This is a genomic window from Thalassobacillus cyri (assembly GCF_900107755.1).
Taxonomy (GTDB): Bacteria; Bacillota; Bacilli; order Bacillales; family Halobacillaceae; genus Thalassobacillus; species Thalassobacillus cyri.
Genome location: NZ_FNQR01000007.1, coordinates 141700 through 154460 on the forward strand (window position 1 = coordinate 141700; position 12761 = coordinate 154460).

At 41.4% G+C, this 12761-nt stretch carries 11 protein-coding genes; 4 read left to right on the top strand and 7 right to left on the bottom strand.

Annotated features, from left to right (window positions below):
* Complete coding sequence (locus tag BLV00_RS10455; protein ID WP_093044925.1) at positions 1–1023, top strand: cytochrome d ubiquinol oxidase subunit II; 1023 nt, start codon at positions 1–3, stop codon at positions 1021–1023.
* Between the two features lie 2 nt (positions 1024–1025).
* Here the strand turns inward: BLV00_RS10455 and BLV00_RS10460 are convergent, their stop codons facing one another.
* Positions 1026–1220: an SE1561 family protein gene (locus tag BLV00_RS10460; RefSeq protein WP_093044926.1), complete on the bottom strand. Its 195-nt coding sequence runs from the start codon at positions 1218–1220 to the stop codon at positions 1026–1028.
* Positions 1221–1285: 65 nt separating this feature from the next.
* On the bottom strand, positions 1286–2056 hold the full coding sequence (locus BLV00_RS10465; protein ID WP_093044927.1) for a TerC family protein: 771 nt from the start codon (positions 2054–2056) through the stop codon (positions 1286–1288).
* A 405-nt stretch (positions 2057–2461) separates the two neighbouring features.
* Here BLV00_RS10465 and BLV00_RS10470 point away from each other — a divergent pair, with 405 nt between their 5' ends.
* Entirely contained in the window at positions 2462–3559 is a 1098-nt protein-coding gene (locus BLV00_RS10470) for an AI-2E family transporter (RefSeq protein ID WP_342722495.1), read from the top strand.
* Between the two features lie 86 nt (positions 3560–3645).
* Positions 3646–4833: an MFS transporter gene (locus tag BLV00_RS10475; RefSeq protein ID WP_093044929.1), complete on the top strand. Its 1188-nt coding sequence runs from the start codon at positions 3646–3648 to the stop codon at positions 4831–4833.
* Between the two features lie 700 nt (positions 4834–5533).
* On the opposite strand, the gene BLV00_RS10480 is transcribed toward BLV00_RS10475, so the two are convergent.
* The 4 genes from BLV00_RS10480 to BLV00_RS10495 form a co-directional block, all read right to left on the bottom strand.
* Complete coding sequence (locus tag BLV00_RS10480; protein WP_093044930.1) at positions 5534–6550, bottom strand: DctP family TRAP transporter solute-binding subunit; 1017 nt, start codon at positions 6548–6550, stop codon at positions 5534–5536.
* A gap of 93 nt (positions 6551–6643) precedes the next feature.
* Entirely contained in the window at positions 6644–7909 is a 1266-nt protein-coding gene (locus BLV00_RS10485; RefSeq protein ID WP_093044931.1) for a TRAP transporter large permease, read from the bottom strand.
* A 49-nt stretch (positions 7910–7958) separates the two neighbouring features.
* The gene (locus BLV00_RS10490) at positions 7959–8522 is read right to left on the bottom strand and encodes a TRAP transporter small permease (protein ID WP_093044932.1); all 564 of its coding nucleotides are present in this window, start codon (positions 8520–8522) and stop codon (positions 7959–7961) included.
* Positions 8523–8799: 277 nt separating this feature from the next.
* Positions 8800–9642, bottom strand: coding sequence for a GNAT family N-acetyltransferase (locus BLV00_RS10495; protein ID WP_176791451.1), 843 nt, complete (start codon positions 9640–9642; stop codon positions 8800–8802).
* A gap of 873 nt (positions 9643–10515) precedes the next feature.
* Here BLV00_RS10495 and BLV00_RS10500 point away from each other — a divergent pair.
* A complete protein-coding gene (locus BLV00_RS10500; RefSeq protein WP_425441672.1) occupies positions 10516–10701 on the top strand; it encodes an SE1832 family protein in 186 nt (61 codons plus the stop codon).
* A gap of 42 nt (positions 10702–10743) precedes the next feature.
* Here the strand turns inward: BLV00_RS10500 and BLV00_RS10505 are convergent, their stop codons facing one another.
* On the bottom strand, positions 10744–12597 hold the full coding sequence (locus tag BLV00_RS10505) for a cation:proton antiporter (protein ID WP_093044935.1): 1854 nt from the start codon (positions 12595–12597) through the stop codon (positions 10744–10746).
* Positions 12598–12761: the final 164 nt, after the last annotated feature.

Here is a 12761-nt window from a genome sequence, read left to right on the forward strand (position 1 = left end):
ATGGAAGCATCTATTATAGCTATCACAATACTCTGGAGCTTTTTATACATTTATTCCATGCTTGGTTCCCTTGATTTTGGGGCAGGGTTCTGGGGAATGATTTACGGAAGAAAAAATAACACCGGCGCTTCCTTAATTGCCAACCGTTTTTTATCTCCCACATGGGAAGTGACAAATGTATTTCTTGTCTTGTTTGTAGTAGCTTTATATAGCTTCTTTCCTTTTGCTGCTGCGATGCTTGGGATTTTATTTATCCTTCCCATTGGGTTGGGCTTAGTTCTGTTAACTATACGGACAACTTTCATGGTTTTTTCACATTCAGTTAAAAGATATGGAAGGTTGCTGCAAGTCATTTCAGGCATAACCGGTGTTCTTATCCCTGCATTATTGGTAAGTATTTTGCCCGTAACGCTCGGAGGCTTCGTCACCATGAATAACGGAGAACCTGAGCTGCTATACGGAAAACTGTTGACCAGTTTTACCACGTATGCTCATATTCTGTTTGGTTTATGTACCCAGTTATTTTTATCATCGTTATTCTTAGCGGATTATGCCTCAGTTTCAAATGATCAAAAAGCCGCTCAACTTTATCGCAAACACGCAATAATGGCTGGTCCGGTCACTATTATTGTTGCAGTGCTTACCTTATTCACATTAAACCATGAGGCCTCATGGTTTTTAGCAAATGCAGAAAAACAAATTTATGGGTTCAGTATGTCCCTGTTGTTATTTTTATTTGGATATGCTGCTTTGTTTTTAAAAAACTCCAACGGAAAACGTGGACTTTTTCGTTACGCGGTTATATTTGTAGTCCTGCAATATGGGTTTGCCATTTATGCATACGGTGCCTCCCATCTGCCATATATGGTTTATCCTCACCTTAGTATTAACGAAGCATTCACCAACCCCTCCATGTTTTATGCATTATTACTAGCCAGTTTTATTGGGTTGACGATTTTAGTACCAGCCTTCGTACTATTTTGGAAGCTTTTTCTTAAGGATAAAAGGTATCTGCAGCAATAATGTCACTTATAGCTTTCCCAATCTTTTTTAAATCGTGCTAATTTTATTTGCAGTTGGGTGATCATTTCTGTGAGGTGCTGAAGATCATTTATGTCAACTTCTTCTTCTTCCATCGACTCAACAACTTGGTTCAACATATGAATGCGCTTCTTTATATATCTGAATTGTTCGATCGGTTCTTTTGATGCTTTTCCCACTGTTACACCTCCTCTGTAATAAAATATACCAAAACAGCCGCGCCTGCCAGGCACGGCTGTTTGTCTTATTCTTCCGGAAGTTCTTTTTTGCTCGATAAAAACCACCCAGCAGCTGCAATCAGTACCAGCACGCTGTAGAAAATAACTTTCCACAAAGTCGAATGAGCAAAGTGTTCATCTAAGATTTGGATATTTGGATGTGCAAGTACGGAGACGACCAGCTTGACACCTACCCAACCGACGATGACAAAAGCTGCAATTTCCAATCCAGGACGGGTCTGTAGCAGCTTAACAAATACATTGGCAGCAAACCGCATGATGATAATACCGATCATACCACCCGTCAATACTACCGCAAACTGAGCACCGTCCAGGCTTCCCACATCAGGTAGAGCTGTGCCCGGGAGTGAAACAGCCAATGCTACTGCCGCCAGTATCGAGTCGACTGCGAATGCTAAATCAGCAATCTCGACCTTCAGCACAGTCGCCCAAAAACCTTTTCCACGTTCTGGCCCTGCATCTTTGTCAACTTCTTTTTCATCATCTTTGCCTTTCCACTTGTCATATAAATGCTTGATGGAAATGAACAGTAAGTATGCAGCACCAAGAGCCTGGACCTGCCATACGTCTACCAGGAAAGAGATGATGAACAACGAACCGAAACGCAATACAAATGCTCCGGCCAGCCCATAGAATAATGCTTTTTTTCGTTTCTCTTCCGGCAGGTGTTTGACCATAATGGCAAGTACCAGAGCGTTATCCGCTGCCAGTATCCCTTCAAGACCGATGAGTACAATCAGTACCCAACCATATTCAATCAATAATTGCGTTTCCATAATAAGTCCAGCTCCTCTAAATAAAAAATGATCCCCACCTCATGGCAAAGATCATAAAAACAGACCTTTACCAAGAGTGGTAAAGGTCTCGCTAACAACGAATGTTGTCAATAAAGCCGGGGATCACTCCCGAAATGACGACTTTATTGTTTAAAGCTACTCCCCTTTAAGGAAATACTAATGTACTGAATATCATACCATGAAGCGTTAGAAAGTCAATTGCTTTATCTAACGTTCATCGTCTATCTTTTTGTCATAGCTGCTATATTCATCCTATACCCATATTCAGCTAAAATAATCCTATTTATTAATTTTTTTATAACCGACCTACCACTATCTTTATTGTTTACATGAAGGATATAATGGATACATAATGATAGTTATTATTTTACATAAAAAAGGTGTGTGTTTAGTTTGTTGGATAAAGCCTGGTTCCGAGTATTGGTCGCTGCTATCCTCGTTTCCTTACTTATTTTCTTATTAGCAAAAATCGACTTCATCTTCGATCCATTATGGTCTACCATTGGTGCAGTCGCGGTGCCTTTCATCGGTGCCGGGATTCTTTATTATGTGACGCGGCCGCTCATGTACTTTTTAGAGAAGTATAAAGTACCACGACTGCTTGCTATATTGGCTGTTTACTTGGTATTAATATTGATCGGGTATATCATCACTCAATTCATAGCACCGATCGCCCAGCAGCAATTTTCCCGTCTGATTGATAATCTCCCTAAGATGATGGAAAGTGTTCAACAATTCATTGTCTACTGGCAAAACAACCAATCGGTGCTTCCAGCACAAATTTCAGAAGCGATCAAACCGGAAAATATCATGAATAATGTAGAGAAATATTCCGAGAGTGTAACTACTGCACTAATCAATTTCCTCTCTTATTTAGTCAGTTTCGTATTTGCTTTAGTACTGGTTCCTTTTTTCCTGTTTTTCCTGTTGAAAGATGGAGAAAAACTGGTACCATTCATCCGTCAATATTTAAATAAGCGTGTCGGCGACAGTTTTGCACGGTTGGCCCAATCTGTGGATCACACCCTGCAGGCGTTCATCCAGGGGCAGCTGCTCGTCAGTTTTTTTGTCGGCGTATTACTCCTTATCGGTTATCTGATTATACGCCTTGATTATGCTTTGACACTCGCTTTATTTGCCATGTTAACCAACGTCATTCCATTTATTGGTCCTTTCCTGGCTGTCATCCCTGCGATGCTTGTCGCTCTTTTTCAGGACCCGATCATGGCAGTATGGATAGCTGTGATCATGTTGATCGCCCAGCAGATTGAGGGCAATTTGATTTCTCCAAATGTGATGGGTAAAGCATTAAGCATCCACCCGCTTACCATCATCACATTGATACTCGCCGCAGGAAGCATTGCCGGGTTCCTTGGAATCCTGTTCGCCATCCCGGTCTATTCCGTGGTGAAAACGATCATCCACCACCTTTATCAGGAATGGATGGCAAGCCGAGAAAAGAAAATCACAGATATCGATTGATCAACCCTCCTATCCTACGATAGGAGGTTGAATTTTTATGTGATTGCTTACGATAACAATCAATACGTAAAAAGGAGAACATCTTTATGCAAGAAACACCTAAACTTTGGACCAGGCCATTCATTTTTCTATTGTTAGGGAACTTATTCACCTTCATGAGTTTCCAAATGCTGCTGCCTAACCTCCCTCCTTATATTGAGTCTATTGGCGGAAGCAAAATGGAAATTGGTCTTGTCACCACCATGTTTTCCATAGCAGCAATTTTGATCCGGCCATTCATCGGCCATATTTTAATGACCAGAGAAAGAAAACTGCTTGTATTAGCAGGATCCGTTTCTTTACTGGGCATGACACTCCTTTATCCGATTACGCAAATTGTGATCGTTCTACTGATGCTGCGGTTTGCCCATGGACTTGCCTGGGGCTGGTCGACGACTACGAATGGAACCGCAGCGGTAGATATCGTACCAAGGAAACGTGTCGGGGAAGGAATGGGTTACTTCGGACTTTCCATCACAATCGGTATGATCATAGCCCCGAGTCTTGGAATATTCCTTTACCAGCATTACACATTCAATCTTTTGATTTGGATTTCAGCAGCACTGGGCATTGTCGCCATCCTATTATTTTCTTTTACCAGCTTCCACACACCGGACAATGTCAAGGAGAATCAGGAAGCCCCTCCTAAATTTTCATTTGCAGGTTCCTTAATTGAAAAAAGGAGCTGGTACCCGGCATTAGTTACTTTTTTTACGACCTTCGGTTATGGTTCAATCGTTACCTATATCGTTATTTTCGGCACCGAACGAGGGTTGAGCGGGACTTATCTGTTTTACTTATTCAATGCATTATTTGCAACAATTTCAAGACCCGTCACCGGGCGTTATTTTGACAAGAAAGGTCCATGGAATCTGATAAAGGTATGTACATTGCTCGCTTTTATTGCGATGTGGGTGCTGGCATTTGCTGAAACAAATATGCACTTGATCATATCAGGCGCCTTATTCGGTCTCGGTTACGGTTCGATGATGCCTGCATTCCAGGCCTGGGTTATTTCTAAAACGACTACAGCCAGAAGCGGGATTGCCAATGGGATGTTCTATTCTTCGATTGATCTCGGTATAGGATTAAGTGCTGTTGTATTAGGTGTAATCTATCAATTTGTTGAAACAGCATCATTATTCAAGATATCCAGTTTCCTTTTCCTGCTCGTCTTTATCCTGACCTGGCTGGATGCAAGGAAACAGACAGAACCCTGGGAGCCTGTCAGCTGACAAAGAAAAATATCCATAGTAAAAATGTAAGTAGTTTCTGTTCCATTAACAAGAGCATTATGGAACTCTCAGTTCCAAGATATTGTATGAGGGGAAGGGCTCCGGGAAACGATTCGCTTTCCGTGGGCGTGTGCTGAGTCTCCTCAGGCTTCGCCTTGCGGGGCCGCACCTATCCCGCATTTCCCACAGGACTTTGCATTTTCAGCTTGACTTAACCCACGCACGAAGGAAATGCGTAGCATTTTCAAGGAGTTTCACCGTTTCCCTACACCCCTTATTACATGAGTTTTTTCGGAACCGAGCATGCGTACTACTTTTCAGAATGGTAGAAATAACAATCCCCGTTTACTTTGAAAGATGGTTTCGTTTCTCAATATTAGTAATGGGGATCTGGAAATGGCAAGACTCCTGCGGGAAAGGATAGACCGGCAAGACCCCACAGAGCTTTAGCTCGAGGAGGCTTGCCGTCTTCCCCGCGGAAAGCGAGCTATTTTCAAGACCCCATTTCTCCAAGTAACAGTTCGAAACCACTGTTCAGCAATCGGGAGCTTTAATTGAAGAAAACTCATCTATAATGTAAGTTTCTGAGAGCTTTCCTTAGTGGAAATGGCATCATACAAAAAACCACGAAGAAAATGAATTCTTCGTGGTTTTTTCATTTTAAGGTGGCTTTTGGGACAGCGCACCTTACGCATCAAAATTACTCAGCATTTGCTTCTTCGATTTCTTTTTGAAGCTTGTCTAGAATCTTACCATCTACAGTAGAAACTTCATTACGATAGAAGTCACGTACAGGCTTTGCTTTTTCTTTGAATGCTTGGCGCTGTTCTTCAGACAACTCTACAATTTCAGTTGGGTTTTCCTCATCATTTTTGATAACTTCCAGATATTCTTCGTTTTGTTTCTTTTGCTCTTCAAAAACCCACTCTTGCATTTCTTCCGTAGTTTCTGTAACCATCTTTTGCAGGTCTTCAGATAGACCATCGAACCAATCTGTATTGACAGTGGTCATCGCTACATAGTTGTTGTGGTTAGAAAGTGTCATATAATCCTGTACTTCATGGAAAGAAGCATCTCCAATAAAGAAGATTGGATTTTCTTGTCCTTCCACTGTACCGCGGTCAAGAGCTGTATATAATTCAGACCAGGACATTGGTGTCGGCTGCGCTCCATAGGCCTTGTAAGACTCAAGAATCAAAGGAGATGTCTGGGTACGCATTTTGAAGTTCTGGAAATCTTCTGGTGTTTCAATCTTCTTACTGGAAGTCCACTGCATAGCACCTTCCGTCCAGAAAGATAGTGGAGTAATGGAATGTTCTTTGTATTTATCTACTAAATCCGTGTTCAACGCTTCACTCGTATTCAAAATTTCTTGTGTCTTTTTAACACTGTCCGGGAATAAGAAGTGAAGGGCGAAGATTTGTCCTTCTTTTACCATGTTACCTGTAAAACCAGGAGACATGATTGCCATCTGAACAGCACCACTTTGCAGCTGCTCTACCTGGTCACTTTCTGTACCTAGGCCGCCGTACTCATAAACTTCGATATTCACTTGACCATCGGATTTTTCTTTCATGCGCTTGGCAAATTCTTCAGCGTACTCATATTGTACTTGTCCTTTTACTTCTTCCGTGACAAATTTCCAATTTTGTGTTTCACCGCCGGAGCCTGAATCGCCGCCATCTCCGCCGTTACCACCACAAGCAGCTAAAACCATACCAATGGACAACAATAGTATGAAACTAATTAAACCCTTTTTGTTAAAAATAGTAATTACCCCCTACAAATTTTTTATATTATCCCCCACTTTTTACAATAAAATAAGTGAGAGCTCCTCAAAGAAAATCAACAAGAACGATACAAATACCAGCATGATGATGTATGGCGGGGTTCCTTTGATAACTTCCAGATACGGTTTATTGAATACCGCACTAGCAGTAAATATGTCGACACCGAATGGTGGTGTTGCAGACCCCAATGCTGCCTGGAATGTAATAACCACACCTAAATGGACAGGATCTACACCTGCACTCATCGCAGCTGGATAGAAAATCGGAGTCAAAACTAATATGACAACGATGGGATCGACAAACATACATCCGATGAAGAAGAACAATGTAACCATAAGTAAAACGAATATTGCACTTGGCTCAGGTCCAAGCACGGCCTCTGTGATCATCTGCGGTATTCTCGCAAACGAGATGACCCAGGTGAATGCTTGTCCGCCTGCTACCAATACGAATACAGCAGAAGTGACCAGCCCGGTAGAGCGTGCGATTTTAGGCAATTCTTTAATATGAATAGAACGATAAATCAATACTTCAAGAATGAAAGCGTAAAGAACAGAAACACCAGCTGCTTCCGTAGGACTGAAGATACCTGCATAGATCCCACCGATAATGATGATCGGGAACCCTAAAGGGAGCAATGCTCTTCGTAAAGTCCTGAATCTTTCTCCCCAGCTTGATTTTGATGTCAAGGGAATGTCGGCAACTTTAGCATAAACGATACTATAAATTGCAAATAAAAGGAAAACGATAACACCTGGAACGATACCGGCAATGAACAAGTCTCCGACAGATGTCCCCGAAACAAGACCATACATGATCATCCCGATACTTGGTGGCACGAGCAATGCGATATCACTGGAGTTGATGATCAACGCAATCGCTGTAGGATCTTTATACCCGACCTTCAATAACCGTTCTCGCATCGGTGTACCAATTGCTACGACCGTCGCTTGGGTTGACCCGGAAATGGCCCCGAATAATGTACAGGCAGCTGCTGTAGTAATCGCATATCCACCACGCAGATGACCGATGAAAGAACTGATGAAATCGAGCAATCTATTCGATGTTTTACCAGTGGTCATAATATCTGCAGCAAAGATAAACAACGGAACAGCCAGTAGTACATAAGGCTCGATTCCCGTAGCAAACTGCTTCATCAAAATCATTACGTCTAAATTAGGAAAATATAAGAAAAGTACAACCAGTGGTGCCGCCATAAGCGGGATCATCATTGGGAAATTCAATAACAATAGTACAACCATGATTGTTAATAGAGTAGCTACCATATTGTTTTCCTTTCTTGATCAAATTTGTGTGCTCTGATATTAGTGTAAATTATAGGTGAAGTTCCTCTTCTACATCCCGTTCATTCAACTCTTTGTCATTATAATCTTTCGCATCTGTCCCTAAGTACACTTCATCCCTGTTTGTGATATTGATAAGCATATTTCGTAAAAATTGAATGCCCCCCAGCGTAAACCCGACAGGGAGTGCAATATACATATAGTAAGATGGAACCTGCATCGCTGAAGTCACTCGTCCTGAATCCTTTAAATCAACGACATATAAATATGAATAATAAGCAAGTACAAACAGGAAAAAAGCTGTTACCGCGGGGATAAGAATCATAAGTATCTTACGTACTTTGAATGGTGCCAGATCATAAAACGCTGACATACTGATATGTCTGCCTTTTCGCGCAGCGTAACTGATCCCCATAAAAGTTGCGATTATGACTGAAAACTGACTTACTTCGTCAGCAAAAGGCGGGGAGTAAGTGAATAGTGCTCTTAGAAGAGCCTTACCAACGACCATTACTGCAATAACAATTACAGCATAGCTTAAAATGAATTCTTCTAATTTCAATATGAAATTGTCTAGCATCCTAAGTAGTTTCAATGTAAGTATTCCTCCTAAAATAGTGCAGGAATTATCAGAAAAAAAGCTCATGTATTCTCTATCATACCTAATAGATTCCGCTTACTCAAACTTTCCTATTTTATATAATACGCTTTCAAGGCACAAAAAAAAGGATATAGGTCATATAGTAAGCACATAGTTATATATTGTCTGAAATACTGGGTAATCATCCTTATTTTAATATATTATCAGAAAATTCACTAATTTACCACCTGAAAAAGTAACTTGTTTCTACCTTTTGGTGATTAGTGGTGTATTATAATTCAGTATGAAAGCGATATACGACAGACTCCCCTATAGGAAAATAGCCTATTTTTTTATAAATGGAATTAGAAGCAGGGTTATCGGCATCCGTATAAAGACTGCAAAATTGAAAGCCATGATCTAATAACTTTTTAGTAAGTGACCAGACAGCACTGGTAGCATATCCCTTCTCTTTATGCCTGTCGGGTGTGTAGACAGCGTTGACAGTCGCTCCGTTCCTTGTATTTCTAGATTGGTTCACCATCGAAACCGGCTCATTATCGACTACCCACAGATGCATGGTACCTGCAGTTACCATACGCTCCGCCAAAACGTCTGCATCATCTTTAATAGACAGTTCCCCGGTTTCAACTCCAAAATTGTACAGCCAGCTGGCAATCAAGCCTTTTTCTGCTATGCCTGCAACTTTCAATTTCCCCTTCCCTAAATTGATTGGCTGCAATGCATCTAGGCGGTATACATATTGGTTCATATGTACCCTGTTATTTCTTTTGCTTCTTTTTGTATAAGCATGGATCAATTTTGTTGCCCCTTTCTTTTCACCAACCACTCCACCGACAGGGTAATCGTTATAGAAAAGAAAATCAGCAGCTGTTTGAAAAACGGAATCATCCGCATCGCAAGCTGGCAGCACCCATTGATTCCTCATTGTATGTATAAGGGTGTAAACGACCTCCTCACCGTTCTCCAACGTTATTAAATCTGCTTTTGCCGGTTGACTTCTCAAGCGCTCCGCGATCCCTAAAGGCAAATTATTTAACGCTTCTTCTTCCATTAACAAAGATTCGACCTTTTCGTAATATACTTGTGGATCTTGATATGTCTTTACCTCCATCATCTCTCCCCCTTTTATAATAGGCTCTGCTAAATCTCAGTATCTATTTTACAGTTAAAGCTCCCTTTTACATGAAGACTCAGTTTTGAGATAGTTGGGACCATTACCATGAGAGGAATAGGATGGTCAGGGAAACGACTCGCTTTCCAGCTTCATCGCCTAGACACTCGCGACATAAGCAGTCCATCAACGGGAAGAAAGAGCCCTTCCCTTTTGCTGTTCTGCTTATGCGTGTCGTGTCTCCCAAGGCGATTTACCTTAAATTTGAATAAAAGGAATAACTTGATTGATGAATGTAAAATAAAAAAATTTTAAAGTGTTAAAAACGATTTATAACCCTTGGTGTATCAACATTTCCGGAGGGAGTCTCGCCGTTCCCCTTCCCATCCAGCCAGTTTTGAATAAACGGACCCTTCATGTGTGTAGCTGAAATCTTCATCTTGAGACATTTATAAAGAGTGTAAAGGGTCCAACGTCTTCTTTCAAAATTATCATAGGGTGGTTTACAGAAGTATGATTTCGAGAACTTCCTATGGCAAAAGGCGTAAGGGAACTGCGAGACTCCTCGAAAATGCTACGCATTTCCTTCGTGCGTGGGTTAAGTCAAGTTGTAAATGCAAAGTCCTGTGGGATATGCGTGTTAGATAAGACCCCACAGAGCGTCAGCTCGAGGAGGCTCATCACTCGCCCACGGAAAGCGAGTCGTTCCCCAACGCCCCCTTCTCCCACACAATATCCCAAGTCTTCTACTTTACGGTCTTATTGTTGAATAAGACTTTTTGTAAAAAAAAAACAACGTTTAACAGAGTTTTCAGATAAAATTTCAATAACTATACCATACTTGACAATCCCTCTACAATAGAATTAGAGGTGATGACAGTGACAAATAAAGAAATCCAGGATCAAATTGCTGAATTAAAATCTGACTATATCCGTATTCAGGGAGATTTAGATAAGATTGAAGCTACTGGTGGAAATGTTTCTAATGCAGAAAAGCAGTTACAGCAAATCGAAACTCAGTTGAAAGCACTGAATACACAACTGGCAGAAAATAAATAACAAAGTGCCGGCTGCCAAAGAGTTATGGCGCCGGCACTTTGTTTATGACTGCTCGGTTTCATTCCGCTGTTCTTCCAGACGTGTTTGTATTTTGTCTCGTTCTTTATCCGGGGGCATGAGACTGACAACGACGTCTCCCTGTTCTGCCTTTGTTGCAAATTCTTCTGTAAAGAAATCAATCTTCCCTGATGGCCTTTTAATCAATAACAAAATGGCTCCTTCATTTTTATTGTTCATATAATCCTTAAAGGTGTACTTAGAAGTGATATTCGTCTTCCTGAATTTATAACCTTCTCCGGCTAACTGATTCAATTTCTCCCAGGAAGCACCTTCTTCGAACAAGATACGTCCACCAATTGAGTGGACCAGTCCTTCCAAATTATCTCCACTCTGGTTACGCAGACTCAATTGATATAGATTATTCCTTCCGAAAGTCGGCACAAACGTCGTGCAAATGAGCGCATTATACGAATCCAATTCAGATGCAGCAATCAAATATTCAAATGGTGTCATATCCATTGTATATTCCGTCTGTTCCGAAAGTATTTCTCCATGGTAAGTCGGGACACCGGCACGCCTTGCTGACATCAATCGCTCCCAGGATGAGTCGATGATCATCACTGGAACTTTCAATTCTTTCAATGTTTTTGCGAGTGTGACTGTAAACGTACTGCTGCCATTTATCAATACTCCAGGTGGACCTTCCATTGATAGATTCATTTTTTTAGCCAGCCATTGTATGGAAAAGCCGTGGGCGACAACCGTAGAAAAGACCAACGCAAACGTAATAGAAATAAGCAGATTGGCATCTTCATACCCTTCATCCAACAGCACACTTGCAAAGTAACTGGAGACTGTCAAAGCGACAATCCCACGGGGGGCAATCCACCCGACGAGCAGTTTTTCTGGTTTTGTAAGATCTGTTCCAATCGTTGAAATCCAAATCGACAATGGTCTTACGACAAAAAGCATCAGTAATACAAATCCCATGATTTGAATGTTTAATATCTGAAACAACGTGTCAAGAGTCAAGGACGCTGTCAACATGATAAAAATCGTTGATATCAATAGCAATGAAATGTTTTCTTTGAAATGCCTCATATCAGAAATAGACGGGATGTGCAGGTTTGCAAGCGTCATCCCCATCGCCGTTACAGCCAGTAAACCAGTTTCATGGGTTACTTCATCTGCAATCGTGAAACAAGCGATAACTACAGTGAAAACGACAGGTGATTTCAAATATTCCGGCACATATCCCATTTCAAACATCCACCCGACGCCTCTCCCGCATGCCCAGCCTAGTAAAATAGCGAACAAGGAAGCAAGGAAAAAGGACAGCAGACTGATTATGCCTACCTCATCACTAAGAATGAATCGGATGAACTCAAATGCAAACACGGCCAACAAAGCACCGATCGGATCCACAATAATACCTTCCCATTTCAAAATCTTAGCAGGACGTGCTTTTAATTTAGCCTGCCTTAATAAAGGAAGGATGACGGTCGGTCCTGTCACGATGAATAACCCTGCAATGACAAAAGCCACTGCCCAGGATAGTCCAGCCACATAATGGGCGGCAAACGCACCAAGAATCCAGCTGATAAAAGCTCCTAACGTCACAATCCGAACCACCGGACGACCAAGACCCTTTACTTCTTTAAAGTCTAGATTCAGGCTCCCTTCAAAAAGAATGATGGCTACAGCCATCGCAATGATTGGACGATAGACTGCACCGAAATCCTGTTCTGGATGAATCAAACCGAAAATTGGTCCTGCTAACAAACCCGCAATCGACATCAAGACGATTGCAGGAAGCCGAAAACGCCAGGCAGCCCACTGGGAACCGATCCCTAAAAGCCCGATGAGCATAAATTGCAATAAAATAGAATCAATCATGACATATCCCCTTCGCCATCCCGATTGGACGGCATCCTTCTAGATGACTCATTTCCTATAAACTTAGCAACATTCTATAGGTCTAGTTTTTTCATGTAAACTATTACGATTAAGATTCTTACCTTTACCCAATTGATAGATACGTTAATCCTAAGGTTAAAATT

Bases quoted from the DNA above. Each gene is read 5' to 3' on its own strand.
- BLV00_RS10495 (WP_176791451.1), bottom strand. From the start codon at position 9,642: ATGGAGGTAAAGACATATCAAGATCCACAAGTATATTACGAAAAGGTC.
- BLV00_RS10480 (WP_093044930.1), bottom strand. From the start codon at position 6,550: ATGGTTTTAGCTGCTTGTGGTGGTAACGGCGGAGATGGCGGCGATTCA.
- BLV00_RS10465 (WP_093044927.1), bottom strand. From the start codon at position 2,056: ATGGAAACGCAATTATTGATTGAATATGGTTGGGTACTGATTGTACTC.
- BLV00_RS10475 (WP_093044929.1), top strand. From the start codon at position 3,646: ATGCAAGAAACACCTAAACTTTGGACCAGGCCATTCATTTTTCTATTG.
- BLV00_RS10455 (WP_093044925.1), top strand. From the start codon at position 1: ATGGAAGCATCTATTATAGCTATCACAATACTCTGGAGCTTTTTATAC.
- BLV00_RS10485 (WP_093044931.1), bottom strand. From the start codon at position 7,909: ATGGTAGCTACTCTATTAACAATCATGGTTGTACTATTGTTATTGAAT.
- BLV00_RS10505 (WP_093044935.1), bottom strand. From the start codon at position 12,597: ATGATTGATTCTATTTTATTGCAATTTATGCTCATCGGGCTTTTAGGG.
- BLV00_RS10500 (WP_425441672.1), top strand. From the start codon at position 10,516: ATGACAGTGACAAATAAAGAAATCCAGGATCAAATTGCTGAATTAAAA.